The sequence below is a fragment of the Candidatus Nitrospira neuquenensis genome, from assembly GCF_979578155.1.
The window spans coordinates 22,957-48,924 of record NZ_CEFZDU010000009.1; the positions used below are offsets into that span (position 1 = coordinate 22,957).

The following is a 25,968-nucleotide window of genomic DNA, read 5'->3' on the forward strand; positions in this document are numbered from 1 at the left end:
TCTCCTTCCTGGTTGAGGGTGACGGGACGACGAGACGGGCGCATTCTAGCAGGACGGCGAAGGGGTTCGCCAGCCGGGTCGCGGCACACCCGCCGTCACTCGCGGTACCGGCCGGCCAGCTCGCCCGGCGCGAAGACCCCGCGCTCCGTGATGATCGCGGTGATGAGGTCGGCGGGGGTGACGTCGAAGGCGGGGTTGAGCACCCCCACGCCCTCCGGCGCCACGGGCGGCCCGTCGCCGATCGAGGTGACCTCCCGGGGATGGCGCTGCTCGATCGGGATGCGGTCGCCCGACGGCGTGCCGAGGTCGATCGTCGAATGGGGCGCCGCCACGTAGAAGGGGAGGCCGTGCGCGCGGGCCAGCACGGCCACGGAGTACGTCCCGATCTTGTTCGCCACGTCGCCGTTGGCGGCGATCCGGTCCGCGCCCACGAGGCAGAGGTGTACGAGCCCCTGCTTCATCAGGGCCCCGGCCATGTTGTCGGTGATGAGCGTCACCGGAATCCCGTCCTGCATCAGCTCCCAGGCCGTGAGCCGCGCGCCCTGGAGGACCGGCCGCGTTTCGTCGGCCAGGACCGTGATCCGCTTGCCCTCCGCCCAGGCCGCGCGGACGACCCCCAGCGCGGTCCCGTAGCCGGCCGTGGCCAGCGCGCCCGCGTTGCAGTGGGTCAGGATCGTCTGCCCGTCCTTGATCAGCGCCGCACCGTGCCGGCCCATCCGCCGGCACAACTCGACGTCTTCTTCGAGGATGCGCCGGGATTCCTCCACGAGGCACCGACGGACCTGGTCGAGCGGCTGCCCCCGCAACGCCGCCAGCCGGCGCTTCATCCGGTCCAGGGCCCAGAACAGGTTCACCGCGGTCGGCCTGGTCGCGGCCAGGTGCTCGCAGATGTCCAGGACGGCCGCGGCGAAGTCGTCGGCATGATCCGCCCGCACGGCCTGCGCGCCCAGCGCGACGCCCATCGCGGCCGTCACGCCGATGGCCGGCGCGCCCCTGACCTTCAGCGTCCGGATCGCGTCCGCCACCTCGCGGTAGTCGGCGCAGTCCAGGTAGGTCACGACGCCGGGCAGCCGGCTCTGGTCGAGGATGCGCACCTTGCCGTCCCACCACTGCACGGTCGGAATCACGCCTCTCCCTCCCGTTCCATCCCATCCTTGACGCCGGCCGGCGCCGACTCCGCCGTGGACGCGGGACGGTCCTTTCGCCCGTCCGGCGCCTCCAGCCCGTACTTCTCCGGGTGGGCCTGCCGGTACTCGGGTCGCCCGCGGTACTCCAAGGCCGTCAGGATCGAGACGATGATCGCGGCCTGGCCCAGCAGCATCACCGCCTCGGCGAGGTCGGCCTTGCGCAGCACCATCGCCGCCAACCCCAGGCAGACCGTCAACGCCAGGATCATCGCGACGCTCGCGCGCCGGCTGCCGAGCGCCCGTTCGAGTCGGTGGTGCATGTGGTCCTTCCCGACATAGTCGATCCACTCCTTGACCGACCGCACCTTCCCCGTCGCCACCCGCTCGACGGTGATGTGGATCATATCGTAGATCAGCACCCCGAAGATCAAGAGGGGGTTCGAGAAGGACACCAGCGGGTGGTTCTCCGCCCAGTTCCCCTTGACGGCCAGGCAGGCGAGCGTGAACCCCAGGAAGGTGGAGCCGCCGTCGCCGAGGAAGACCAGCGCGGGCTGCGTGTTCCTGAAGTTGTAGGGAAGGAAGCCCAGCGAGGCGCCGAGGACCGCCAGGGCCACCCAGCCGAGCCCGGGCTGGTGGGTCTGGAAGGCCACGAGCCCGAGGAAGAAGGCGATCAGGATCGCCAGCCCGGTCGCGAGGCCGTCCATGCCGTCGAGGAAGTTCAGCGCGTTGGTGATGCCCACGATCCAGAGGACGGTCAGGAACAGGTTCACCGCCGTGCCGACCGGCCCGGCGGGCAGGAGGGTCAGGACCACCCCGGCGTGGATCACCAGCGCCGTGCTCCCGAGCTGGACGGCGAGCTTCACCCAGGCGGCGAGGTCCAGCTTGTCGTCCACGATGCCGACGACGAGCAGCAGCGTGCCGGCGACGAGGACGGCCACCATCCACTCTTCCAGGATGGCGTTGACCAACACGGAGGCCACGAAGCCCAGGTACACGGCCAGCCCACCGAGCCGCGGCGTCGGCGTGAGGTGGATCTTCCGCGCCGACGGCTGGTCCACGAGCCCCCAGCGCCGGCCGAGGGCGATGGTCAGGGGCGTCACGGCCAGGGCCGTCGTGGAGGAGACCAGCAGGATATAGGCCCAGCGCTGGCCGATCTCGACGAACCAGCCCCGGATCGAGGGCAGCAACAGCAGGGCGAGGGCCGTCGCCCCGCCGGCAAAGGCCAGGGTCGGCCACCGGGGCCGGCGGCGCTCAGCGGGCGTCGCGCCGGTCACGGCAAGCCTCCTCCCGGACCGCCTGAATCGTCCGTTCCACCTCGCGGTCCGTCATCGAGGGATAGAGGGGAATCGAGAGCGCGGCGGCGAAGGCCTCCTCGCTCGCCGGATAGCCCTCCAGGCCGAGGTACTGGTGCAGGGGGCGGAAGACCGGCCGCCGGCACTGGATGCCCCGCGCGGCGAGGCGGGCGATGGCGCCCTCGACGAGGTGGGGGGCGGCGCCGCCGAAGCGGACCACGTACCGGTAGAACACATGGGTCCGGCCCTCCGGGACGAAGGGCAGCCCGAGGCCGCTGTCCGCCAGGGCGGCGCTGTAGCGCGCCGCGATGGCCGCGCGGCGATCGAGAAAGCCGCGGAGCCGGTCGAGCTGGACCAGCCCCATCGCCGCCTGCAGCTCCGTCATCTTCCGATTGAACGCGGCGGCGTCGAGGGCCGGCGCCTCGTCGTAGTCCCGGAGCGCGCGGGCCCGCTCCAGCAGCGCCTGGTCGTTGGACAGCAGCATGCCGCCCTCGCCCGTGCAGAGCAGCTTGGTCGCGTAGAACGAGCAGACGGTCAACAGGCCGACCGTTCCCACCGCCCGCCCCCGCTCCAGCGCCCCGAGCGTCTGGGCGCAGTCCTCGATGATCGGCACCCCCACCCCCTCCAGCGCCGTCAGGTCCGCCGGCAGGCCGAAGGGATGGGGAACGATCATCGCCTTCGTCCTGGCGGTCACGGCCTTCCGCGCGGCCTCGGGCGAGATCGCGTAGGTGTCGGGGGCGATGTCCACGAGGCGCGGCAGCGCCCCGACGCGCATCACGGCGAGCCAGAGGGCCGAGCAGACGTAGCTCGGCAGGATCACCTCGTCGCCCGCCTCCACGCCGAGGACCAGCAGCGCCGTCTCCAGCGCCGTCGTGCCGGAGCTCAGCGCCACGCCGCCCGCCAGCCCCAGGAAGGCCGCGACGCCCTGCTCGAACTGCTCGACGCGCGGCCCCTGCGCGATCCGTCCCGAGCGGACCACCGCGGCGAGCGCACGCGACTCCTCCTGGCCCAGGGTCGGCCGCGAATGGGGGACGACGGCTGGCGTGCCCTTCATGCCGAGACGTTGATGAAGAGGCGGAGGGGCACGAACCCCTCGGCGCTCTTGACCCTTCCCTGGATGCCGCGGAAGTGGGCCGCGGAGCGGACGATGTCCACGATGGACAGGCCTTCGATGTTGGTCTTCCGCACCTGGGAGGCGTGGGCCTCCAGCGCGGCCACCTTGTCCTTGAGGGAGGGGGCGATGTCCACGAACACCGTCGGCGAGAAGTTCTGCGTCGTCGGCCCTTCGTAGAACAGCACGTTGCGCGCGTAGCGCGTCGCCGTCACCGTGCAGATGGCCAGGTGGCGATGGTCCTGGTGGGTGTCGTCGTGGTAGTGGACGAAGATGACGTGGGGATCGAGCCGCTTGACGAGGCCCTCGATCTTCTGGATCAACCCCCGGTCCATGGGCAGCCTCGTGTCCTTGTAGCCGCCCCAGAAGATGTCCTCCGCGCCGAGCACACGCGCCGCTGCCTCCTGCTCCCGGCGGCGGACCCCCTTCCCGGCGCCGACCTCGCCGCCCGTCAGGACCATGAGGAAGACCCGGTGGCCCGCGCGCGCGTAGCGCAGCAAGGTTCCCCCACACCCCGCCTCGATGTCGTCGGGATGCGCGCCGAGCGCCAGCACGCGGAGCCGCTTCGAGTCGTCGGTCGGCATCCTCACCTCCCCGGCTCCCGCCGTTCGCTCCCCTCGCCCGCCCCCTTCGCGGTGCCCGCGCGCGCCGCCCTCAGCCTGACCAGCGCCTCCGCCCCGCAGTTCCAGAGGAAGTCCACCGCCGCCATCCCCGGCACGAAGGGCTCATAGCACTGGGGATAGACCGGATGGTGAAAGTCCTGCACCTCCAGCTCCAGCCCGCTGGCGAGGAACTTCGGGACGTCCAGGTAGCCGGCCGCGCCGGCGCCCGCCAGGTACCGGGTGGCGCCGACCGTCCGGCAGATGTCGATGAGGCGGTCCGTCGGCTCCTCCCGCAGCGTCATCTCGGAGGAGAGGCGCAGCGGCGTCGTGATCCCGAAGGCCGCCATCAGCCACCGCAGCACGGCCACGTTCAGCGGCGCGAGGCGATCCCAGGACCCGGCGTAGATCTCGTCGAGGCCCTTCCAGGACTCGTCCCGGTGCGGTGCCCTGGCGTAATGCATGGCCAGCGCCCGCCGGTGCTTCCCCCGCCAATCCACGGCGTCGTTGATCCGCACCTCGTCGATCCGCTGGCCGAAGGCGTGCCGCACGGGGACCGTCAGCCATTGCCAGCCCTCGGCGGTCCTGATCCGGTTGCGGTTCTGCCACTCCTGTTTCTTGAATTGCACGCAGTCCAGTACCACAAAGAGGTCGGCCCGATCAATCTTGTCCAGGTAGCCCAGCCAGGGCATGAACTGCGGCTGATGGATCGCGACCAGCATCAGGAAACCCGTAGGGGGTGCGGCGTGAGGGGGACGGCGGAGGGACGCCCCCCAAGGCTCCTCGGAGTCGTCCGACGCCCGCCCGCGACCATGGTCACGCGCCCCCGCCGAGCGGGACGACGAAGATCGGGTTGCTCAGCAATTCCGCGCCCTCGGCCTCGGCTGCGACCCGGTAGAAGTGCCTGCCCCCCGGCGCCGAGGGCGGGTCGGGCAGGACCAGATCCACCGGCGTCGTCCCCTGAATCCGCGCGACCACCGCGCCGTCGCGGACCAGGGTGACCGTGACCGGCAGTGCCCCCCCGTCCGCGGAGGAGAGGGTCAGGCGCACGGCCAGGTCCGTCGCCGCGCCGGGGTCCAGCAGCTCTCCCGAGAGAGCCCATCGCCGGCCCCCCTCGCACTCGACCAGGAATCGATCGAGGCGCAGCCCGCGCCCCCGCCGGTACTGGCCCGCCGCGTAGAGCCGGCCGGCGCGGAGCGCCTCCAGGAGCCCGGCCGCGCTCCGCTCCCTCACCCAGAAGATCGACAGGACCTGGTCCAGCTCCCGCGTGTCCCGGTTGAGCCCGTGGAAGGCGATCTCCCCGACCGCGAAGGGCGGCGCGGGCCGTCGGCCCTGGAGATAGAGGGAGAGCGCCTGGTCCCACATCCCGCCCGGCTCGATCACCGTCCTGGTGTCCTGGTAGATGCCGCCGAATCCCGTGTAGCCCGTCGTCCGCAGCAGGGCCTCCGGATAGGGATCGGTCTTCACCGTGACCTTGCCGAGCGGGCCGTAGGAGAACTCGTTGAAGTCGCGCGCCTCCGGCATGGACCAGATCGTCACCCCGCCCCGCGCCGCGACCCGGTCGATGAGGGTCTGGGAGGGCTGGAACCCCAGTTGATCATCGTAGGCGCTGAAGAGCGGCTGGGTCGGCGGCCAGGCGTTCCACAAGAGGAGGCCGGCGGCGACGGCCAAGGCCAGCGCGGGCCCGCGGCGCCGCAGACTCGTCCGATAGGGCATCCGCCCGACCATCTCCCGGCGGACGCGCCGCCGGCGCCAGAGCCAGACGGCCGGCACGAAGAGGAGCGCCGGCGAGAGATTGAGCAGGGCCTGTCCCCCGAGCCGGTAGGAGGCGGGGTTGCCGCTGACCGGCAGGGTCCGGTAGTCCGCCGCACCCGGCAGGCCCATGACCAGGATGTTGCGCTGCGAGTTGTGCATCGTCAGGTCGCCTTGGAACAACGAGCCGGTCCAAAAGTAGTGGGGCACGACCTCGACCCCGGGGACGAGCAGCACCGCCGGGTGCCGCGCCTGCGCCGCCGCCACGTCCTTGAGGTAGCGCCCGATCCCGTAGTCGAGCACCCCCGGCAGTGAGAAGGTCCGCTTGAAGACGCCGCGCAGGGGCCACAGGCCGTACTCGTAGCGCAGGACGAAATTGTCGGTCAGCACGACCGCGTCCAGCCCGCTGCGCTCCGCCTGCTCGGCGAGCTGGTCCAAGGTCAGGTCGCCCGTGCTGGCCGTGCTGTGGACATGGAGCGCCGCGACGAGCGGCCGGAGCGGCGCCGCCTCCTGCGCCCCGGCCGGCGGGCTCGCGCCGGCCAGGAGGAAGACGAGGGCCAGGAGGAGGACGAGGGCGCCCCACCCCATCGCACTCGCAGAAGGCGTCGGGCTCATGGCTTCTCCGCGGCCTCCAGGGCCCGCTCGTAGACCTGCTCGATCGCCTTGACCATCGCGGTCGTGCCGAACCGCTCGCCGATCGCCAGGGCGGCCGCCGCCCCCAACATCCGCGCCCGATCCGGCCGGCGCAGGAGCCCGTCCATCGCTTCCGCCAGCGCCCGGGGGTCGTTCGGCGGCACCAGGAGACCGGTCACGCCGTCCTCGACGATCGCCGGCACCCCGCCCACCCGGCTCGCGATGACCGGCCGCGCCGCGGCCATCGCCTCGATCAAGGCCCGGCCCATCCCCTCGTTCAGCGAGGGCAGCACGAAGAGGTCCATCGCGGCCAGGCACTCGGGAATATCCCGCCGCGCCCCCGGCAGATGCACGCGCCCGGCGAGACCCAGTTCGGCGGCGAGCCGCTCGTAGTCCCCCCGCAGCTCGCCGCTGCCGACCAGCAGCAGGTGCAGCCTCGGATGCGCCTCCTTGAGCCGCGCGACCGCCTGGATCAGCACCCGATGGCCCTTCACCGGCGTCAGCCACCCCACGGAGCCGGCCAGGACCGCGTCCTCGGGGATGGACAGCCCTTGGGGGACCAGGCGGGGCAGGGCCGCCGCGCGCCGGAAGCGCTCCAGATCAATGCCGCTCGGCACGACGGCGAACCGATCGGACCGCCCGACGCCGAGGGCCAGGTGCTCCTCCCGTTCTGCGTCGGTCAGGGCGATCATCCAGGTCGTCCGTCGCGCGAGCCACCGCTCCACCAGGAGAAAGGCCAGCGAGGCCGCGCGGCCGAAGTGGCCGTAGAAGACGTGGCCGTGCGGCGTGTGGACGACCACCGGCACGCCGGCCCGCCGGGCGGCGAGCCGGCCGAGCACGCCGGCCTTCGACGTATGGGTATGGACGATCGCCGGCCGCTCGTCCCGGAAGCAGGCCGTCAGGCGGCGCAGCGCCGCGAGGTCCTTGGGCGGGTTGATCTCCCGCGTGAGCGACGGCACGACGAGCCGGCGGACGCCGGCTTCGTCCAGTCTCCGATGGTTGTCCGCCGCCGCGTCGTCCCCGCCCTGGTCGGTCCAGCGGCCGGCCACGCCGGCGACGACGAGCGGCTCGAAACGGCGGCGGTCGTGGCCGATGGCCGTGAGCATCGTGTTCTGCGCGGACCCGCCGCGGTCCAGTCTCGTGATCACATGGATGACCTTCCGCGGCGCCATCGCTATCGCCGTGCGCCCGCGCGTTCGACGGCCTCCCGCAGCGCTGCCTCGATCCGCCCGCAATGCCGCTCCCAGGTATAGTCGGACTCCACGAGCGCCCGGCCCAGCCGGGAGAGCCGCTCGTGCTCGCCCGGCCGGTCGCGGAAGCGCATCAGAATGCGCCGGAGCCCCCGGGCGAGGGCCTCGGGGCCGGTCCCCTCCGCGACGAGCGACGGGTCCACCCGCGCCAGCACCTCCGGGATCGCCCCGACCGGGGTGCCGAAGACCGGCGTTCCGCAGGCGAGGGCTTCCACCGTGACGAGGCCGAAGCCCTCCAGCTCCTGGGTCGGGAGCACCATCAGGTCCGCCGCCTGGTAGTAGCGCGGCAGGTCCTCCTCCGGCACGAAGCCGAGCAGCCGCACGCGGTCGTCCAGGCCGAGCTCCGCGATCAACGCCTCCAGCGCCGGCCGCAGCCGACCCTCGCCCCCGACGAGCAGGAGCAGGTCCCGCCCCTCTTCCCCCAGGAGGGCGATCGCCCGCACGAGGTGCTCCAGCCCCATGCGGGGCACCAGGTTGCGGACCGTCACGAGGAGGACCTTCTTAAGCGGCAGCCCCAGCCGTTCCCGCACCGCGACGGGGTCGACGGCCGGCACGAAGCGGGCGAGGTCGGCGCCGCCCGGCGCAAGCACGATCCGCTCCTCGGCGATCCCGTGCGCGGCCGCGACCCGCCGCTTCATGAACTCGCTCAGCACGAAGACCGGCGCGCAGCGGCGCAGGACGGCCCGCTCGCACCAGAGCCGGACCCGCGCGTTGAGCGCCCGCCTGGCTCGCTCCGCCGCCGTCGCCCCGGGCGGGACGCGGGTCAGGTACTCCTCGTGGGCGAGGGAATGGCAGACGTAGGCCCAGATGCCGGCTCCGCTCCGGCGTCGCAGCAGCGCGCCGAGCCCCGCCAGCGACTGGTGGATCACCGCCGCGTCGGCCCGCCCGCCGGCCAGCGCCCGGTCGAAGCCGGCCCGGGAACCGGCCAGCGACGAGAGCACGAAGGCCGGCTCGCTCCGCCGCGAGGCCCGATAGCGATGTTCCGTCACCCCGCCGACCTCCACCGCCGGCCGCTCGTCCCCCTCCGGCGCCCGCGCGACGACGCTCAGGACATGGCCGCGCCGCGCCAGCCCCAGCACCTGCTCCTGAAGGACCCGCTCGGCCCCGCCGATCACCCTGACCGCCGACACCTCCGCCAGCATGACGATCTTCATCGGCGCCGTCACGCGGCGGTCTCCCGGCCCCGCAGCCAGAGCTCCAGCACGAGCAGGCAGTAGATCTGATCGGTGAAATTCCGTCGTCCGGCCCCGTGCTCGCGCAGGAGCCACCGCACGTACTCGGGCCGGACATAGCCGCGGCGCCTCACGGCCTCCTCGGTCAACAGATCGGCGACCATCTCGCGGAGGTCCTCGCGCAGCCAGCGGGCGAGCGGGACCATGAAGCCGTACTTCGGCCGGGCCAGGATCTCCGGCGGGAGCACGCACGTCAACGCCCGCCGCATGAAGCCCTTGAGCCGCCAGCCGGCGTAGCGCCTCTCCGCGGTCAGCCCCAGCGCGAAGGCCACCATCAGGTGATCGCAAAAGGGCACCCGCAGCTCCAGCGCGTGGGCCATGCTCAGCCGGTCGCCCATCCGGAGCAGGTCGTCGGGCAGGTAGGTCTCTAGGTCCAGCCCCATCGCCCGGTCGGCCGGGTCGGCGGAGGGCCAGCGGTCGAACCGCTCGCGGTAGCCCTCCACGCACGTCGCATCGCCCGCGGCCTCGCGGAGGGCCGGCGAAAGCGCCCCGCCCTCCCACTCGGCCGGCAGGAAGGTGATCCAGCGACAGTACTGGTCGGCGAGCGGGAGGTCTCCGTGTCTGAGAAACCGCTTGATCCGGCCGAGCTGATCCCGGCTGCCCGACCCCTCGGGCACATGCGGCGCCAGCGTCCGCCCGACCCAGGCGCGCAGCCCCCGCGGGAGCCGCGCGTAGCGCGCCGCCGTCCGCACGCCCAGGTAACGCGGGTAGCCGCCGAACAACTCGTCGCCGCCGATCCCCGAGAGCGCCACCGTCACGGTCCGGCGGGCCACCTCCGAGATCAAATAGGTGGGGATCGAGGAGGCGTCGGCGAAGGGCTCCCCCATCGCCGCGACGATCCGCGGCAGGAGCGAGACCGCGTCGGGAGCGAGGCGCTCCTCGTGGTGCTCCGTGCCGAACCGCTCCGCCATCAGGCGGGCGGCCGCAAGCTCGTCGTAGGCACGATCCGCCTCGGCGCCGTAGCCGATGGAAAAACTCCGGATCGGCCCGTTGGTCGCCCGGCGCATCATCGCGAGGATCGAGCCCGAGTCCAGGCCGCCGGAGAGCAGGAGCCCGAGCGGCACGTCGCTGACCAGGTGAGCCCGCACCGTGTCCTCCAGCAGGGCCAGGAACCGCTCGGCCGCCTCGTCCATCGAGGAGACCGTCGCTCCCGCGGCCCCGGCCTCCCGCCGGACGGCCGCCGGATTGTAGTAGCGAAGAAGCTCAACCTTTCCTTGAGCGATCGTGAGCATCTCCCCAGGCTGCAACTGGCGAACGCCGCGATAGATCGTCTCCGGGCCCGGCACGTAGAGCAGCGTCAGGTACCGGGCGATAGCCCGCGGCTCGATCGCGGCGCCGGGCAGGGCCTCCAGGAGCGAGGGCAGCTCCGAGGCGAAGGCGAGCGCCCCCCGCCCGCCCGGCCGCTCCGCATAGTAGAGCGGCTTGATCCCCAGCCGGTCCCGGACCAACAGGAGGCTCCCCCGCTCGCGGTCCCAGACCGCATAGGCGAACATGCCGCGCAGCCGATGGACCCCCTCGGCCCCCTCCTCCTCGTAGAGGTGGGCCAGGACCTCCGTGTCGCAGTTCGTCGTGAAGCGATGGCCCTTGGCCGTCAACTCCTCACGGAGGGCCCGGTAGTTGTAGATCTCGCCGTTGAGGGCGACCCAGACGCTCCCGTCCTCGTTGCCGATCGGCTGGTGTCCGCCCTGGGGGTCGATCACGCGCAGCCGTTGGGCGCCCAGCATGACGCCGGGCTCGACGTGGCGGCCGTTCTCATCCGGGCCGCGATGTACCATCCGGCGCATCATGCGCTCCAGCTCCGCCTCGGTCCCCGGCCCGACGATTCCGCAGATGCCGCACATAATGCCGCGTGCTGAGTGTGGAGGGTGAGCGTGGCGTCGCGAGGTTCGACCGGGACCTCACCGCTCAACCGTCAACACCCTCCCCCAATCAGGTGAACAGCGCGTAGCGCAGGATGCACCAGAGCCCCCGCACCCCGTCCTTCCAGCCGATCTTCTTGCCCTCGGCGTAGGTGCGCCCATAGTAGGAGATGGGGACCTCGTAGATGCGGCAGCCCATCCGCGCGACCTTGGCCGTGACCTCCTGCTCGAACCCGAACCGGTTCTCGCGCAGGACCAGCCGGGCGAGGACCTCCCGCCGGAACGCCTTGTAGCAGGTCCAGACGTCCGTGAGGTTCACGTTCGTCACCATGTTCGAGAGGGTCGTCAGGATCGTGTTCGCCACGTAGTGCCAGTAGAAGAGCACGCGGTGGGGGCCGCCTAGGAAGCGGGACCCGTACACGACGTCCGCCACGCCGCGCTCGATCGGATCGAGCAGCGCCGCGTAGTTGGCCGGATCATACTCCAGGTCGGCGTCCTGGATCAGGACGAGCGCGCCCCTGGCCTCGGTGAAGCCCCGACGCAGGGCGGCCCCCTTGCCCTGGTTCACCGGCTGAAAGAAGACCCTGATGTTGTCCACCCGCAGTTCGGGCCCCTCGCCGAACGGGAGGGTCCGGCGGCCATCGGCGCGGGCCTGCCGGATCCGATCGAGCAGGTCCCGGCTGCCGTCGGTCGAGCCGTCGTCCACGACGACGATCTCCTTGTCGATCTCGACCGCCTGGACCCGTCGGAGGATCTCCACGAGCGTCGCCCGCTCGTTGTAGACGGGCATCACGACGGACAGCTTCGGCGCCACCTCCGGCTCGCTCATCCCGCTCCTCCTCGGACCGGACCGCTCTTCATGGATGCACCCGCCTGTAGGCCGAGAGATAGGGCTCCGGCAGGAATTCGTCCGGCCTCACCGGGCTCGAGAGGCCCCAGAACACCCGATGCCCCTCCACCGTCGTCTCGTTGAAGGCGATGGCCTCGGCGCGAAGGTAGCCGGCCAGCGCGGCGCCGAGCGGCTCACGTTCCGCGTAGAGGTAGAAGGGCGCGGGCGCGGCCTCCACCGCCCTCGTGTAGGCGGGATAGCGGTCGTCCACGACCGGCCCGGCCAGCGGCGTGACCTTCACGGATTCCTTCGTCGCCACGGCCAGGGGATAGGCCAGCTCGAAGCCGGCATAGCCCAGCGCGAGCCCCCGCGCCTGGAGGAACGCCGCGAGCGCCGGCACGGGGTTCGGCGCGACCAGCGGCCTGAGCACATTGAGCGTGACCGACGCGGCCGCCAGGTACAGCAGCAGCCCCCCGAGCAGGGCGGCCCGCCAGGGCTTCCCCGGCCACTGCCGCCCCCACCGGCCGGCGAGCAGCAGGGCCGAGAGGAGGATGAGCAGGGCCAGGTACCGAGCCCTCGTGCTGCCCAGCAGGAGGACGAGGCCGACCGAGAGCCAGAGCCAGGCCAAGAGGCCGCCCTCGGTCCCGGCCGTCCAAGCCCGCCAGCCGGACCGCCTCGCCCCTCGGAACCAGGCGAGGGCGGCGCCGACGAGCAGGGTCGCGAAGGCCGCCGCCGCCGGATAGCTCAGGGCCAGGAGCAGCGGGTAGTCGCGCAGGTCGTAGCCGCCGAGGGCGACCAGGATGTTCGGCCCGACCGTGGCGGGGTTCACCTTATGCCAGAGCCCTCTGAGCGCGATTTCGAGCAAGGAGAGCCCCTGAACCTGATCGCGCGAGGACACGTCGAGGAAGAAGCCGCCGAACTGACGGACCGTGGCGAAGCCATGGGCGACGTTGTGAATCAGCAGCGGCGCCGCGCCGACCAGGAACCAGAAGCAGCCCCAGGCGAGGCGTCGCCCCCGCGGCAGGGTCCCGCGCAGCCGGAGCAGCAGGGGCACGGGCAGGAGCAGACCGAGGATCAACGAGTGCATCCAGAAGCCCAGGCCCGCGACGAAGGCCCAGGCGTACCAGCGCCCCGCGCCGGCGGGGGGCTCCTCCCCGTCCGGCCCCTCCAACAGGGAGGCCGTGAGGGCGAACAGCGCGGCGGCGAAGAGGAAGAGCATCCCGTAGTTCGGCTGGTCGATCTGCCAGCGGATCGCGGCGGGCGAGAGCGCCACCAGCCCGACGGCGACCAAGGCCGGACCCGCCCCCCACAGGCGCGCGACCGTCCATCCCACCAGGCCGAGCGTCACGGCCGCATAGGGTAGGAGGCTCAGCTTGTAGGCTTCGCTCGACACGCCGAGCCCGGCGAACCAGAGCGCAGCCCCGAAGGCGTCCAGGGTGCCCATGTAGTGCTGGCCGTAGAAGAGCAGCGGCAACCCCTCCCCCTTGAGGATATCGAGCGCCATCAGCGCGACCACCCCGTCGTCCCCCGTCATGACCCACTGCGCGTTCCTGGCATGCAGCCAGCGTAGCGCGGTGCCGGCTGCGACCAGAACCGCCAGCCCCATCGCCGGCAGGGGCTCGATTCGCCGCCGCTCCATGGGCTAGCGCCCCTTCACCGCCCAGACCTCGATCGAGGGCCCCCAGCCCAGCCGGCCCAGCCCCAGCCGGTGCAACGACCGCTCGGCCAGGGACGCGGCCAGCTTGAGGACGCGGCGCACGCGGTCCCCCCATGCCCCGTCGCCCCCGTAGGGATCGCCCGCCGCCGGCGGCGCGGCCTGCACCGTCACCCGCTCGAACCCCATGAGCGGGAGGTGATGGAGGAGGGCCTTGCGGCCGAACCCGTACAGATGGAAGACCGTCAGGCCGCGGAGCCCCACGCGCGCCGCGAGGCCCATCAGCCTCGCGTGGAAGGGGCCGTTGGGCACGCGCACGTAGAGCAGCCCGCCCGGCTTCAGGACGCGCCGCGCCTCGCGGAGCGCGGCAAAGGGGTCCGGGAGATGGTCCAGCACGTTGATGAACGTGACCGCCTCCACCGAGGCGTCGCCGAGCGGACAGGGCGGCCAGGCCAGTTCGTGGGCGTCGAGGCCCTCCGCCCGCGCATGGGCCACGGCCCCGGCCGAGGGGTCGAAGCCGCTCGCCCGCCATCCCGCCGCCCGGGCCGCGCGCAGGAAGGCCCCTCCGCCGCAGCCCACGTCCACAAGCCTCCCGCCCGTCGGGCTCATGGACGCCAACAGTCCAAGGACATGGGCATGGACATTGTCCCTCGCCGCGCCGACCTGCTCGTCGCGATACCGGTCCCAATACTCGCCCGCGTACCAGCGGCGGAGCTCCCCGGCCTCCGGCATCGGCTCCCTCGCCAGCAACCCGCAGGTCAGGCAGCGGAGCAGCCGCTCCTCCCCCTCCAGGGGCTCGATCCGCGCCTTCGACTGCCCGCAGGGACAGGGCGACGTCCCGGACCCGCTCCCGGCCCTTCCCCCGCCCACCGCCTGTGTCATGGGGAGCCGGCCCCGCGCGCCAGGGAGTGCTCGCCTTCCCCTTTCTCGCCCGCCGCGAGCCAGCCGCGGACGAACCCCGCCGCGTACCAGAGCTGGCAGGCGAGCCAGACCCAGCGGCCGGACAGCAGGGACCGCAGCAGGTTGCCCGCGTAGCGCAGCGCGCGCCGCGGGAAGGGCACGCGCGGCTGGAAGGCCCCGTGCCCGCTCGGCGTTTCGATGACCCACTCGGGGTAGCGTCGGTTCACGAAGGCCGCCTGCTCCCCGTTGCGGAAAAACTGCCGCAGCAGCGTGGGCCAGGAACCGGGCGGCAGATGGTGGTAGACCACGCCCGGCGCGAGGACGACGCGCAGCCCGGCCTCGCGGAAGCGCTGGCGCAGGTAGGGATCGAGCCCCCTGGGGAGCAACTCGTGCTCCCCCCCGACCGCCCGGAACTGCTCGGTCCTCATCATCAAGCAGGGATGCTCGGCCAGGTCCGAGTCGGTGATCTCGCGGACCGGCTCCCAGGAGCGTCTCGGAATCTGGCTCATCGCCCGACGGACGAAGGGCGTCGCGTCCGCCGGCACGACGTTGTTCCCGCCGACCATACCGATGTCCTCGTGGCGGTCGAGCACGGCGACGAGCTTGCCGAAGGTGTCCGGGTCGGGCAGCGCCGTGTCGTCGTCGAGCGTCAGGAGATAGCGCCCCGCCGCCACGGCCGCCCCCGTGTTGATGGCCCGTCCCTGCCGCGGGTCCCCCCGGACCACGATCACCTCGTAGGCGGGAAACCGCTGGGCGGCGACCTGCCGCAGCAGCGCCGCGAAGTACCCGCCCCGCTGTGCGTCCACGGTCGGGATCACGACCGAGAGCCGGACATCCGTCCCCTCGGGCAGGTCCCGCCAGAGCAGGGCCGGCGAGGGGTCGGGATGGAGGTGGCGCACGAAGGGCCTCGCCACGGCCCGTGCCGGCGACCAGGCCGCAGAGCGGAAACGTCCCTCAAGATCCCGCACGGGACGGCCCTCCTCCGGCCGACGGCACCGGCTTGGATGCGACCACGGCGAAGCCCGACGCGGCGTGCGAGGCCATCGGGTGCCGCTCCAGGAACAGGTCGAGCCAGGACAGGGGCACGGCGAGCCAGCCGAAGACGCGGAGCCCCACCCGATACAGCCAGGGGCTTCGCAGGCTGAAGAGCATGGCCAGCGTCTCCTGCGTCTGCCAGGCCAGGGCGGTGGCCGGTCCGGCCACGACCTCGCACGTCGCCAGGTCGAACCCGTTCAGGAGGCGGCGGAGCCCGTCGCTCGTCCAGCGGCTGTAGTCGTCGGGCGAGGCGTGGACCGTCTGCATGAAGGGGACCTCGACGAAGAGCCGCGCACCCGGCTTCATGATCCGCCACAACTCCCGCACCGCCCGGGCCGGGTCCCGCACGTGCTCCAGCACGCCGGTGCAGACGACCGTGTCCACGCTCCCGTCCCGGAACGGTAGGGCCTGGATGTCGCCGCGCACATCCACGCCGTCCGCCGGGAAGAGGTCCAGGCTGAACATCGGCACCTCGAACCGCTGCGTGGCGGAACCGATGTTCACCCTGACGCCCCTCGGCGCCCGCGCCGCCTCCTGTGCCGCGAAGCGCGCCGCCCGCCGACGGCTCTTCCGCGACTGCCAGGTCGGGTGCGGAGGGGCCAGCCAGGCGCGCAGGCGCGGAAACCGGCCGTTATCCATTCCAGGGCTCCGGGTTGACCCGGCAACACGACACGCCGATCATAGCGGCGCCCGCCGAACCTGTCGAGCCGTCGCTCCGCGGGCCCTGGTTGAACACCGGCCGGCTCATCCCGCCCCGCCCCCGCCGACCAGTTCCCGATAGAGGGCCAGCACCCGTCGGGCCGCCGTGGGCCAGGAGAGTTCCCTCGCCCTGGCCAGGCCCGCCTCGACGAGGCGGGCGCGCCGGGCTTCGTCGGCCAGGAGGGCCCTGAGGCCGTCGGCGATCGCCTCGACCGATTCCGGATCCACCAGCACCGCCGCGTCGCCGACCACCTCCGGCAGCGCGCTGCGGTCGGAGGTCACGAGCGGCACGCCGGCGGCCATCGCCTCCAAGGCCGGCAACCCGAACCCCTCGTAGAGGCTCGGATAGAGCGCGCAGGCCGCCCCGTGCAGCACGTGCGGCAGGTCCCGGTCCGACAGGGTGCCGACCATCCGCACGTTCGAGACATCCGCGCCCAGCAGGGTCCTGATGGGCTCGACCGGCCCGATGAGGACGAGCGGGGTCCGCGGCGCCGCCAGCCGGGCCGCCGCCACGGCGCGGACCAGGTTCTTCCTCGGCTCCGGCGTTCCCACCAGACAGACCAGGTAGGGCGGGACCAGCCCGAGCCGGGCGAGCACCGAGTCCGTCGCCGGATCGCCGGGCTGCACGAAAAAGGACGGCTCCACGCCCTCCAGGACCACCCGGATGCGCGCCGCCGGCACCCGGAGCAGGTCCACCAGGTCGCGCTTCGTGTGCTCGGACACGGCGACGACGGCGTCGGCTCGGGCCAAGGCCCTCGGCAACTCTCGGCGGTAGCCCCGCTCGTTCAACGCCCGGTCCGAGAAGTACTCGGGATGGCGCAGGTAGGTCAGGTCGTGGACGGTCAACACCAGCTTGGCGCGGCGCGCAGCCGGGAGGACGAAGTGCATGCCGTGGAACAGGTCGAGCGGGCCGAGGAGCTGCTCGATCGCCGGCCAGTCGAGGACATCCCAGCCCCATTGCGTGAGCCGTCTCGGCCAGCGCAGATCCCGAACGTCGGTGTTGGGCAGGCCGGGGTCCCACGGCGCGCCCTCGGCTCGCAGGCGATTGGCGAAGAGGGTGAACCGGGACTCCGGCGCGGCGGCCGCCAGGGCCGGCACCAGCCCCCGGATGTAGCGGGCGATGCCGCCGGCCGGCCGGGAGGCATGGTAGGCGTCCAGGCCGATCCTCACGACCGGGCCACCGCCACGAGGCGCGTCTGCCAGTGCTCCGGCATCTTGCCGCCCGGCGATTCGAGGAAGTAGATGAGCCGCAGGAGCCGGAACCACAGCCAGCGGGCCGACCGGAAGGCGAGGTGTCGGGGCGTCCACTTGAGCGGCCAGCGCTCGGGCACGAAGCGGACTTCGCGGAAGCCCGCCATGAGCAGCACCTGCCGCAGACTCATCTCGGTGAAGACCAGCTCGTGGGTGAAGTCGATGTAGCGGGCGTAGGCGCTCGTCAGGCCCAGCGCCCGCGGCACGTTGACGACGAGCACCCCGCCCGGCGCGAGTCCCGCCCTGAGCGCGGCGAGGAAGGCGACCGTCTGCGCCTTGGGCACGTGCTCCAACACGTCGTTGAGCGTGATCGCGGCGTAGCGGCCCGGCCGCGCCGCCAGGAAGGTCCCCGCGTCCCCCACGTGCACGGGCAGCGCCACGCGCCGTCGCGCCTCCTCCGCCTGCTGGGGGGAGAGCTCCAGCCCCTCGCCCCGCCCGTAGCCCTGCAATTCCAGGTACCGCAGAAACTGCCCCGACCCGCACCCGACGTCGAGCACCGGCGCGTCCCGATCCGCCGGCAGACAATCGTAGTAGTACTCTCCGTAGCCGCGCGCGATCTGGTCGAAGTCCAGGTCCCGGTGCAGCTCCTCGTAGAAGGTATCGCCGTACCGCTCGAAGGGCGCGTTCGTCATGCGGGGGTCCCCTGGACGCGCGAGAGGACGCGGCGCAGGCTGCGCGCCGCCTCCTCCCAGGTGTGGGTCTTCACGTGCCGCAGGCCCCGATCGGCCAGGTCCGCCCGCCACGCCGCGTCCTCGACCAGGCGGATCATGGCTCCGGTCCAGGCGTCCGGGTCCTCGGGCGGGAGCAGGAGGCCGGCCTCCTCCACGACCTCCCGCACCGCCGGAATGTCCGAGGCGAGGACCGGCGCGCCGCAGGCCATCGCCTCGAGCGGCGGCGCGCACCAGCCTTCGTAGAGGGTCGGGAAGACGAGGCCGAGGGCGGCGTTGTAGAGGTGGACGAGGGCCTCGTCCTCCTGGCTCACGGCGCCCAGGAATCGGACCCGGGCCTGTAGTCCGGACTTCGCGACGAAGGCGCGGGCGCGCTCGATCTCCGGCTCGAAGGGGCCGGCGAGGACCAGATCATGCGCGGGGACGCGGGGCGCGGCCATGGCCCAGGCCTCCAACAGTCCGAGGATGTTCTTATGCTTGCCGATCACGCCGACGTAGAGGAAGTAGGGCCGCGCGAGCCCGAACCGCCGCTCGACGAAGGCCCGGCTGTCCGCCGCCGCCAGCGGCCGGAAGGCCGGGTCCACCCCGTGCGTCACGACGTGGACCCGGTCCGGCGTGATGTCCGTGTGCCGCAGCAGGTCCCGGCGCGTGCTCTCCGAGACGGCCAGGAAGTGCGTCGCGTGCCGCCGCGCGTAGCCCAGCGCCTTGACGAGGGCCCGCACCTTGTCCGGCTCGCACCGCTCCGGGATGGCGAGGTAGGCCACGCCCCGGACCGTGCAGAGGACCGGCGCGCGGCGGGCCGGCGGGAAATAGAGGTCCGGCGCGTAGAAGGCATCCATCGCTCCCAGCCAGGACTCGGCCGTCGGCGCCCCGAACAGGTCCCAGACCGGCAGCAGCGCCCGCATCGGCAGCCGCGACACCCGCTCCGACCAGGAGCAGGAAGGCCCGAACGCGAGCCGGCCCGGCGTCGTCCCCTGCCGGTCGAAGTACAGCAGGGCCCAGTCATCCTCCGGATGCAGTCGCACGAGGTGGTGGAGCAGGTTCCTCGTGTTCCGCTGGACGGCCCGCTCGCCATGGAGGACCGCCGTCGCATCGAGCCCGAATCGCGCCATCGGTCACCCGGCTCCCGCCCGCAGCCGCCGGAGCCAGAGCTCCAGCACGAGCAGCGCGTAGAGGTCCTCCCGGGGCCGGTCGCCCAGCGGCGCGGCCCGGAGCGCCGCGACCGCCCGGCGGTCCACCCATCCCAGGATCTCGCTGTCCCCGCCCAGGCAGACCTCGTCGAAGCGGCGAAGGAAACTCTCCTTCAGCCAGCGGTTCAACGGCACTACGAACCCCTGCTTCGGCCGGGCCAGCACGCCGCGCGGCAGGAGCGGCGCCGCCACTTCCCGCAGCAGGCGCTTCCCCTCCACCGGCCAGGGGCTCACCAGCCAGCCGGGGCGCAGCGACAGGGCCAGCTCGACCACGCGGTGATCCAGCAGCGGCACCCGCACCTCCAGGCCGTGGGCCATGCTCATCCGATCCACCTTGGTCAGCATGTCGTCGTCGAGCGCGGTGGACAGGTCGGTCCAGAGCGCCCGGTGGACCGGATGCCAGCCCGCGGCCTGCCGGAGCGCGGTCCGGGGCCGTTCGCGCAGGACCGCCTCGCCCTCTCCCACCGTCCCCCGCTCGAAAAGCGCGGCGCGGACGTCGCGCGTCGTGATCTCCCGCTCGCGCACGAAGCGCTCCTCATCGGGCAGCGCGGCCAGGTCCAGCATGGCCGGCAGCGAGCGGCGCCGCCCGCCCCGCCAGGGCGGCAGCCGCCGGAGCAGGCGGGCCAGCGGACCCGGTGCGGGGAGCGCGGCCTGGAGCGCGGCGACCCGATAGCGGCCGGTGTAGCCGCCGAAGACCTCGTCGCCCCCGTCGCCGGAGAGGACCACCTTGGCGACCGCCCGAGCCGCCCGGCAGACGGCGAAGGTCGGCAGGGCCGAGGAGTCGGCGAAGGGCTCGTCCATGAAGGCGAGCGCGTCGTCGAGCAGCGCCGCCGGGTCCGGCTGGAGCACGACCTCCCGGTGGCTGGTCCCCAGGTGGGCGGCCACCAGCCGCGCGATCGGCGCCTCGTCCACGCCGGTGCCGGGGAAGGTGACGCAGAAGGTTTCCATCTTCGCGTGGCGCTGCGCCAGGGCGACCACCGTGGAAGAGTCCACGCCGCCGGAGAGGAAGGCCGCGACCGGGACGTCGGCCGCCAGATGGTCCCGTACGGCCGCGTCCAGGCGGGCGGCCAGGGCCTCGCGCGCCGCCGCCCGGGATGGCGGCGCGGCGCCCGGCGCCGGCGTCCAGTACCGGCGGCTCGTGGACCGGCCGCCCTCCCAGACGAGCAGCTCCGCCGGCATCAGCCGCCGCACGCCGGCGAGGATGCACCGCGGCGCCGGGACGTAGGAGAGGGCCAGGTAGGCGTAGAGCGCCGCCCGATCGACCCGCGCCTCCGCCTCGCCCCCCCGGAGCAGGGCGGTGGCCTCGGAGGCGAAGGCCAGCCCGCCCTCCCGCTCCGCCACGTAGAGCGGCTTGATGCCGAAGCGGTCGCGCGCCAGCAGCAGCCGGCGGCGGCGAGCGTCCCAGAGCGCGAGCGCGAACATGCCGTCGAGCACCGCGAGGCAGTCGTCGCCCCGCTCTTCGTAGAGGTGCAGGACGACCTCGGAATCCGAGCCGCTCCGGAACCGGTGGCCGCGCCCGATCAGGTCGTCGCGCAGCCCGCGGTAGTTGTAGAGCTCGCCGTTGACGACGACGTGGAGCGTGCCGTCTTCGTTCGCCATCGGCTGCCGGCCGGTGGGGGTCAGGTCGATGATCGCAAGCCGGCGGTGCCCGAGCGCCGCGCCGCCCAGGGCCCGCACGTCCGCGTCGTCCGGCCCCCGGTGCGCCATGGCGTCGCACATGCGCCGGACCCGTTCCGCCAGCTCCGCCTGCGGACGCCCCGGGGCCACGATGCCGGCGATCCCGCACATGGCTCAGCCTTCCCCGCCGGAGGCCAGCCGCGCCTCGATGAAGGAGGCCGTCTCCAACGCCGCCCGCCGCCAGGACCGGTGGGCCAGGACATAGTCCCGTCCCGCCCGGCCGAGCGCCTCGCGCCGAGCGCGGTCGGCCAGCAGCGATCGGAAGGCCTCCGCCATGGCCGAGGCCTCCCCCGGCGGGACGAGGACGGCCTTGTCGGCCAACAAGGGATAACTCAGGCTGTCCGGCAGGTCCGTCACCACCAGCGGCAGACCCGCCGCCATGTAGTCCCAGAGCTTGGCGGCGAAGGCCCCCTGTTGCTGCCGGATCTTCGGCGCGGTCAAGGGCAGGACCGCGAGGTCGGCCGCGCGGAAGTAGGCCGGCATCGCCTCGTAGGGCCGGGCGCCCTCCATCCGCACCGACTCGGTCAGGCCCAGGGCCTTGACCCGCGCCTCGATCGGCCGCCGCAAGGCGCCCTCCCCGACGAGCAGGAGCCGCGCCGACGGCTCGACGGCCGCCGTCTTGGCGAAGGCCTCGACCACCGTCGCCAGGTCGTGGTGGGGATGGAAGCTGCCGGCGAAGAGGATGATCGGCGCCCGCTCGGGCAGGCCCAGCGCGGCCCGCGCCGCCTCGCGATCGCCCGGGCTGAAGAGGTCCGTGTTCGTCCCGAGCTCCTGCACCAGGATCCGGTCGGCGGGGACGCCGTACTCCTGCGCGATCCGCCGCGCGTTGCCGGCCGTGCTGACGACGAGGCCCCTGGCCGACCGCAACAACTCCCGCTGGCTGTCCCTCGCGCGATCGAGCTCCCGCTCCGACGCGCCGACCAGCCGCAGGTCGTCCAGGGCCCAGCCGTTCACCTCCACGAAGAGGGGCAGGCCGAGACGTCGCGCCAGGCCGGGCAGCAGCGGCTGCGGGACCGCCTCGCGCAGGTAGAGCAGGTCGAAGCCCTCGGCCAGGTGGAGCCGGAGGAGGTGGACGGCGCACTGGAGGTGGAAGGCCAGGGCCCGCAGGCGGTCGAACCCCCACCAGCGGACCCAGACGTGCCGGACGCCGGACCACGCTTGCGCGCGCAGGGGCCGAGGGAGAATGACCGTCACGTCGTGTCCCAGGGCCGCGAGGCCCTCGCCGATCTCCCGCGTGTGGATCGAGCAGGCGTTGGCGACGTCGAGTTCGACGAAGGCGAGACAGGCGATGCGCAGCCTCCGAGCGGGCCGGCTGACCGTCTCCCGCCCGTGCGACCGGTCCGCGGCGAAGACCGCGCCGCCCTCCGGGCCCCCCTGCGGGCCGTTGTCCCTCATCGCTCGGTGCTCCCGAACAATCCCCTCGACGTGACCGGAACGGCCCGCAGGAGGATTATAAGCAATTCCCCGTGGCGCCGCCACAGATAGAGGGCCCAGAGCCCGATCCAGGCGGCCATGGCGGCCCACACCGACAGTCCCGCGCCGACGGACAGGCCGGCGGCGCCGGCGAGCAGGACCGCGGCGGCGACCGGTTCGACGGACAGGGCCGCGATGCGCCCCAGCAGGGGCTCGACTAGGTGAGCCCCGTAGAGATGCCCGGCGAGGCTGACCGCGTAGGCCAGGACCAGGCTCCAGGCGGCGCCGACCATCCCCCAGGTCGCGGTCATGGGCACGATCAGCGCCGCGAAGACGCCGGCCTCCGCCAGCTTGATGCGCGAGAGCAGCTCGGTCCGCCCTCCCGCCAGGATGAGGGTGCCGCAGGCCGCGGCCAGCGCCCGGAGGGACTCCGCCGCCACGAGGACGGCGAAGGGCGCCACGGCCGGCGCCCACCGGGGCCCCAGGACGAGGAGGACGACCGGCCCGGGAAACAGCGCGAGGAGGACGACGATGGGCAGGAGGATGAGGAGGATGAGCCGCCACACCGTCCCGAACGCCTCCCCCGGCCGCCGCCCCTCGCCCAGAATACGGGAGTAGGCCGGAAACACCGCCTTGCCGACCACCTCGATCAGGCCCCGCGTCAGCATCTCCGCGATGCCGAAGACCACCTGGTACTGCCCCAGCTCCCCCACCCCACGCAGGCGGCCGACGGCGATCGCGTCGCCGCGGGTCACGACATAGGTCAGGAGTCCGCTCGCGTAGAGGTGCCGCCCGAAGGTCCAATACTCAGCCACCGCCTCCCGGTCCCAGGCCAGCCTCGGCCGCTCCGTTCGCAGGAACCAGACGCCGACGGCCGCGACGGCCTGGCCCGCCAGGAGCCCGAGCAGCAGGGCCCAGGCGGAACCGAACCACGCGGCCAGGACGATCGAGCAGAGCGCGCCGCCGATGTCACGCCCCGCGTCGAGCGCCGTCCTCGCCCGGAAGCGCATCTCCCGGAGCAGGAGCGCGGCGGGCACGGCCGGCAGGCCGACGAGGAGGAAACTGACGGCGCCGACCCGGAGCAGCGGCTCGGCATCGGGGCGATCGAAGGCGGCCGCGACCCACGGCGCCGACGCCTGCACGATCAGAAACAGCGCGGCCGATCGGGCGAGGGTGAGCGTCCAGGCCGTGTTCACGTGGCGCGGCGGGAGGTCCCGTCGCTGGATGAGGGCGCTTTCCACGCCCGATTCCGTCAGGATGAGGCCGGCGAAGAGCGTCAGGGTGACGATGCCCACCAGCCCGAAGTCCTCGGGGGTCAGGAGCCGCGCCAGGATGACGGTCCGGAGGAAGCCGACGCCCTGCTGGCCGAGGAAGCCCAGGCCCACCCAGGCGCTGCCGCGGATGATCCGGTCCCGGTTGGCTTCGGGCTGGCTCACGGACGGCCGGTCGCTCCGGCCCGGACGCCGGCCTTCCGACGCCGGAGGAGGTACAGGCGATAGTAGGGAAACCGCCTGAGGTAGGGAAGCGTCCCGATCCAAGCGTTCACGGTCTCGCGGGACAGGAGGTTCACGAGGTGGGCGATCCAGGCGGGCCGGCCCTCCCACGGGGGCAGCACGTAGCCGACGCCGCCGGCCCGGACGACCTCGAATCCCGCCCCCGTCAGGCCGGCTTCGAACCGCTCCCAGGTGACGAACATGTGCGGAAAGCCGTCGAGCGGCACGGCGGACAGCTCCCGGACGTGCTCCTTCTCGTCGCAATAGACCGGACGCCCCGTGCGCGCCATCTGGCGGCGGCTGCGCAGGGTGACGGAGGGAAGGGAGATGAGCAGATGGCCGTCGGCGCGCAAACAGCGGGCGAACTCCCGGAGGGCTCCGTCGAGGTCGGGCACGTGCTCGAGCGTCTCGAGGCTGACGATGCCGTCGAGGGTCCCGTCGGCCAGGGGAAGGGCCGTCACCGACCCTCGCAGCAACAGCCGGTAGCCGCGCGCCCGGGACCGCGCCAGACGCCCGGCATCCAGGTCCAGCCCGATGAGGGTCTTCCGGGAAGACAGGAGCGCGGCCAGGTGGCCTTCGCCGCAGGCCGCATCCAGCCAGCGGGCACCGGGTACGGCGGCGACCCACGCCGTCGCCCGCTCGAGCAGGACCGCCGGCCAGGGCCAGATCCGGCGCAGGGCCGGATTGTAGCGGACCCGGTCATAGCCCGTCGCGGTCCCTGTCCGCTCATCCATGCGAGGCTCCGATGGAGGGTGCGCGAGACCCGGCGGCCGACGCGCCCACGGCCTGAGCGGGGGCCCCAGGCCGCGGAGGGCCGCGGTCAGAGACGGCGGCCGTGTCCGAACCCGAACCCGGGTTGGAGCGACACCGAGGCCGCCTCCGCGGCCTCGGCCTGGGCCTCCGGCTCCTCCCCCTCGACCTCGGCGAGCTGCTGCATCTTCACGATCAGGGCCGCGTAGAGCCAGAAGGGCTCCATGATCCTGACGATGATGAAGGTGTTGGACCCGACCGAGTGGACCAGCAAGGCCAAAAACCCGAGCAGGAACCCGAGCGTGATGCCCTGTTGGTACGGAGTCTTGGCATCGCGATAGCAGTGCCACCCGGTGCGGAAGATCGCCCACATCAGGAGCAGGAACGTCGCCAGCCCCACCAGCCCCGTCTCCGTGATGATGCGCGGGACCATCGCGTCCATGAAATATCGCGACCCGGTGACCCCCGCCCCGAAGAGGGGCGACTCCTTCAGGGTGTCCGCCGTCTGCTGCCACGACCGGAGCCGTTCCGACGTGGATGTGTCCACCCGGAGGCCGCCGACCCTGATCTGTCCGACTTCCTTCGGCGACTGGGTGAAGGTGAAGAAGACCCGCTCCTTTACCGCCTGGGGAATCCACCAGGGCGAGGCCACCATGACGAGCAGGACGAGCGAGAACAGCAGGGGACGTTTGTAGCTTGTCTTGAGGATCACGACCATCAGCACGACGATGGCCGCCAGGAACGAGGTGCGCGACAGGGTCGCGAGCAGGGCCAGGAGACCGAGGAGGAGCGTGGTGATGTAGGGCCAGCGCTTCGGGGTGGAGTCGGGCGTCAACAGGAGGCCGGTGATGATGCATCCCATGAAGACCAGGTAGCCGCCGAGGGTATTGGGCTCCCCTTCTTCGCCCTCGAAGGGCGCGGAGGCCCGTTCGCCCGAGGGAATCTGCCCGATCGCGATCACCGACACCAGGAAACAGGTGATCAGGCTGGCGTTGATCAACCCCATGGCCATTTTCTTGGTCTTGCAGACATTGATGACCATGAAGTAGAGGAAGAAATACTCGAAGTACTTCAGGTTGAAGAAGAACCCCGGCAGGGGCCGGACCCGCCCGACCAGCACGCCGATGACGGTCGCGACCGCGCAGGCCGCGACGTAGAGGAAGATCGGCCCGTTCAGCGGCGTGTACTTGAACGGCGCCTCTTCCTTGTGCACGGCCGACTTGACCAGCCAGATCAGGCCCACGACCACCAGCAGGAAGTCGTCCAGCCGCAGCGTCATGCCGTGACCGACCTTCGTCGCCTTGCCGCTGGTGGCCGCGCCGCTGAACTCGCCCCCGAACATGAACTCGGGCCCGAGCAGCATGGAGTACACGAGGAGGTAGAGGCTGAGGGGCGTGGACAGAAACGAGGTGATCAACAGCGTGGTGCCGGCGACGGCCCCGACCAGCAACCCCGACTTGCCCAGGACCATGGCGATACCGAGGCCGATGGCGAGCAGCAGAACGAGGGCCATCTCCACCGGGCCGATGCGGATCTGTTCCATGGACGGCGCGC

General features: G+C 72.5%; 22 protein-coding genes. All 22 read right to left on the reverse strand.

The window, feature by feature from the left end:
• Positions 1–95: 95 nt before the first annotated feature.
• Entirely contained in the window at positions 96–1,127 is a 1,032-nt protein-coding gene (gene mtnA, locus AC1U7O_RS04445) for an S-methyl-5-thioribose-1-phosphate isomerase (protein WP_479893369.1), read from the reverse strand.
• Positions 1,124–2,401: a glycosyltransferase family 4 protein gene (locus AC1U7O_RS04450; RefSeq protein ID WP_479893370.1), complete on the reverse strand. Its 1,278-nt coding sequence runs from the start codon at positions 2,399–2,401 to the stop codon at positions 1,124–1,126. Before AC1U7O_RS04450 ends, mtnA begins: the two co-directional genes overlap by 4 nt.
• Complete coding sequence (locus tag AC1U7O_RS04455; RefSeq protein WP_479893371.1) at positions 2,379–3,473, reverse strand: DegT/DnrJ/EryC1/StrS family aminotransferase; 1,095 nt, start codon at positions 3,471–3,473, stop codon at positions 2,379–2,381. Before AC1U7O_RS04455 ends, AC1U7O_RS04450 begins: the two co-directional genes overlap by 23 nt.
• Entirely contained in the window at positions 3,470–4,114 is a 645-nt protein-coding gene (locus AC1U7O_RS04460) for a PIG-L deacetylase family protein (protein WP_479893372.1), read from the reverse strand. Before AC1U7O_RS04460 ends, AC1U7O_RS04455 begins: the two co-directional genes overlap by 4 nt.
• Before the next feature lie 2 nt (positions 4,115–4,116).
• Positions 4,117–4,851 (reverse strand): WbqC family protein, encoded by a 735-nt coding sequence (locus AC1U7O_RS04465; RefSeq protein WP_479893373.1) that lies wholly within the window; start codon positions 4,849–4,851, stop codon positions 4,117–4,119.
• 94 nt (positions 4,852–4,945) lie between these two features.
• A complete protein-coding gene (locus AC1U7O_RS04470; protein WP_479893374.1) occupies positions 4,946–6,496 on the reverse strand; it encodes a PHP domain-containing protein in 1,551 nt (516 codons plus the stop codon).
• Positions 6,493–7,662 (reverse strand): glycosyltransferase family 4 protein, encoded by a 1,170-nt coding sequence (locus tag AC1U7O_RS04475; protein WP_479893375.1) that lies wholly within the window; start codon positions 7,660–7,662, stop codon positions 6,493–6,495. Before AC1U7O_RS04475 ends, AC1U7O_RS04470 begins: the two co-directional genes overlap by 4 nt.
• Positions 7,663–7,688: 26 nt before the next feature.
• Positions 7,689–8,930, reverse strand: coding sequence for a glycosyltransferase family 4 protein (locus AC1U7O_RS04480; protein WP_479893376.1), 1,242 nt, complete (start codon positions 8,928–8,930; stop codon positions 7,689–7,691).
• Positions 8,927–10,837, reverse strand: coding sequence for an asparagine synthase (glutamine-hydrolyzing) (asnB, locus tag AC1U7O_RS04485; protein ID WP_479893377.1), 1,911 nt, complete (start codon positions 10,835–10,837; stop codon positions 8,927–8,929). Before asnB (AC1U7O_RS04485) ends, AC1U7O_RS04480 begins: the two co-directional genes overlap by 4 nt.
• A gap of 88 nt (positions 10,838–10,925) precedes the next feature.
• On the reverse strand, positions 10,926–11,684 hold the full coding sequence (locus AC1U7O_RS04490) for a glycosyltransferase family 2 protein (RefSeq protein WP_479893378.1): 759 nt from the start codon (positions 11,682–11,684) through the stop codon (positions 10,926–10,928).
• Between the two features lie 28 nt (positions 11,685–11,712).
• The gene (locus AC1U7O_RS04495) at positions 11,713–13,323 is read right to left on the reverse strand and encodes a hypothetical protein (protein ID WP_479893379.1); all 1,611 of its coding nucleotides are present in this window, start codon (positions 13,321–13,323) and stop codon (positions 11,713–11,715) included.
• A gap of 3 nt (positions 13,324–13,326) precedes the next feature.
• Complete coding sequence (locus tag AC1U7O_RS04500) at positions 13,327–14,220, reverse strand: class I SAM-dependent methyltransferase (RefSeq protein ID WP_479893380.1); 894 nt, start codon at positions 14,218–14,220, stop codon at positions 13,327–13,329.
• A complete protein-coding gene (locus AC1U7O_RS04505) occupies positions 14,217–15,137 on the reverse strand; it encodes a glycosyltransferase family 2 protein (protein ID WP_479893381.1) in 921 nt (306 codons plus the stop codon). Before AC1U7O_RS04505 ends, AC1U7O_RS04500 begins: the two co-directional genes overlap by 4 nt.
• A gap of 55 nt (positions 15,138–15,192) precedes the next feature.
• The gene (locus tag AC1U7O_RS04510; RefSeq protein WP_479893382.1) at positions 15,193–15,912 is read right to left on the reverse strand and encodes a methyltransferase domain-containing protein; all 720 of its coding nucleotides are present in this window, start codon (positions 15,910–15,912) and stop codon (positions 15,193–15,195) included.
• Positions 15,913–16,017: 105 nt separating this feature from the next.
• Complete coding sequence (locus AC1U7O_RS04515) at positions 16,018–17,142, reverse strand: glycosyltransferase family 4 protein (protein WP_479893383.1); 1,125 nt, start codon at positions 17,140–17,142, stop codon at positions 16,018–16,020.
• Positions 17,139–17,855, reverse strand: a complete 717-nt coding sequence (locus tag AC1U7O_RS04520) for a class I SAM-dependent methyltransferase (protein WP_479893384.1) — start codon at positions 17,853–17,855, stop codon at positions 17,139–17,141. The genes AC1U7O_RS04515 and AC1U7O_RS04520 overlap by 4 nt, the downstream gene beginning before the upstream one ends.
• Positions 17,852–19,003, reverse strand: coding sequence for a glycosyltransferase family 4 protein (locus AC1U7O_RS04525; protein WP_479893385.1), 1,152 nt, complete (start codon positions 19,001–19,003; stop codon positions 17,852–17,854). The genes AC1U7O_RS04520 and AC1U7O_RS04525 overlap by 4 nt, the downstream gene beginning before the upstream one ends.
• Before the next feature lie 3 nt (positions 19,004–19,006).
• On the reverse strand, positions 19,007–20,869 hold the full coding sequence (gene asnB / locus AC1U7O_RS04530) for an asparagine synthase (glutamine-hydrolyzing) (protein WP_479893386.1): 1,863 nt from the start codon (positions 20,867–20,869) through the stop codon (positions 19,007–19,009).
• Between the two features lie 3 nt (positions 20,870–20,872).
• Positions 20,873–22,153, reverse strand: coding sequence for a glycosyltransferase family 4 protein (locus tag AC1U7O_RS04535; RefSeq protein WP_479893387.1), 1,281 nt, complete (start codon positions 22,151–22,153; stop codon positions 20,873–20,875).
• Positions 22,150–23,607: a lipopolysaccharide biosynthesis protein gene (locus tag AC1U7O_RS04540; protein ID WP_479893388.1), complete on the reverse strand. Its 1,458-nt coding sequence runs from the start codon at positions 23,605–23,607 to the stop codon at positions 22,150–22,152. The genes AC1U7O_RS04535 and AC1U7O_RS04540 overlap by 4 nt, the downstream gene beginning before the upstream one ends.
• A complete protein-coding gene (locus AC1U7O_RS04545) occupies positions 23,604–24,398 on the reverse strand; it encodes a class I SAM-dependent methyltransferase (protein ID WP_479893389.1) in 795 nt (264 codons plus the stop codon). The genes AC1U7O_RS04540 and AC1U7O_RS04545 overlap by 4 nt, the downstream gene beginning before the upstream one ends.
• An 86-nt stretch (positions 24,399–24,484) precedes the next feature.
• Positions 24,485–25,957, reverse strand: a complete 1,473-nt coding sequence (locus AC1U7O_RS04550) for an O-antigen ligase family protein (RefSeq protein ID WP_479893390.1) — start codon at positions 25,955–25,957, stop codon at positions 24,485–24,487.
• Positions 25,958–25,968 lie beyond the last annotated feature (11 nt).

Coding starts and splice junctions, on each gene's coding strand:
- AC1U7O_RS04535 (WP_479893387.1), bottom strand. CDS start 22,153: ATGAGGGACAACGGCCCGCAGGGGGGCCCGGAGGGCGGCGCGGTCTTC.
- AC1U7O_RS04460 (WP_479893372.1), bottom strand. CDS start 4,114: ATGCCGACCGACGACTCGAAGCGGCTCCGCGTGCTGGCGCTCGGCGCG.
- asnB (WP_479893386.1), bottom strand. CDS start 20,869: ATGTGCGGGATCGCCGGCATCGTGGCCCCGGGGCGTCCGCAGGCGGAG.
- AC1U7O_RS04510 (WP_479893382.1), bottom strand. CDS start 15,912: ATGGATAACGGCCGGTTTCCGCGCCTGCGCGCCTGGCTGGCCCCTCCG.
- AC1U7O_RS04525 (WP_479893385.1), bottom strand. CDS start 19,003: ATGGCGCGATTCGGGCTCGATGCGACGGCGGTCCTCCATGGCGAGCGG.
- AC1U7O_RS04495 (WP_479893379.1), bottom strand. CDS start 13,323: ATGGAGCGGCGGCGAATCGAGCCCCTGCCGGCGATGGGGCTGGCGGTT.
- AC1U7O_RS04545 (WP_479893389.1), bottom strand. CDS start 24,398: ATGGATGAGCGGACAGGGACCGCGACGGGCTATGACCGGGTCCGCTAC.
- AC1U7O_RS04550 (WP_479893390.1), bottom strand. CDS start 25,957: ATGGAACAGATCCGCATCGGCCCGGTGGAGATGGCCCTCGTTCTGCTG.
- AC1U7O_RS04470 (WP_479893374.1), bottom strand. CDS start 6,496: ATGAGCCCGACGCCTTCTGCGAGTGCGATGGGGTGGGGCGCCCTCGTC.
- AC1U7O_RS04490 (WP_479893378.1), bottom strand. CDS start 11,684: ATGAGCGAGCCGGAGGTGGCGCCGAAGCTGTCCGTCGTGATGCCCGTC.
- AC1U7O_RS04500 (WP_479893380.1), bottom strand. CDS start 14,220: ATGACACAGGCGGTGGGCGGGGGAAGGGCCGGGAGCGGGTCCGGGACG.
- asnB (WP_479893377.1), bottom strand. CDS start 10,837: ATGTGCGGCATCTGCGGAATCGTCGGGCCGGGGACCGAGGCGGAGCTG.
- AC1U7O_RS04455 (WP_479893371.1), bottom strand. CDS start 3,473: ATGAAGGGCACGCCAGCCGTCGTCCCCCATTCGCGGCCGACCCTGGGC.
- AC1U7O_RS04520 (WP_479893384.1), bottom strand. CDS start 17,855: ATGACGAACGCGCCCTTCGAGCGGTACGGCGATACCTTCTACGAGGAG.
- AC1U7O_RS04465 (WP_479893373.1), bottom strand. CDS start 4,851: ATGCTGGTCGCGATCCATCAGCCGCAGTTCATGCCCTGGCTGGGCTAC.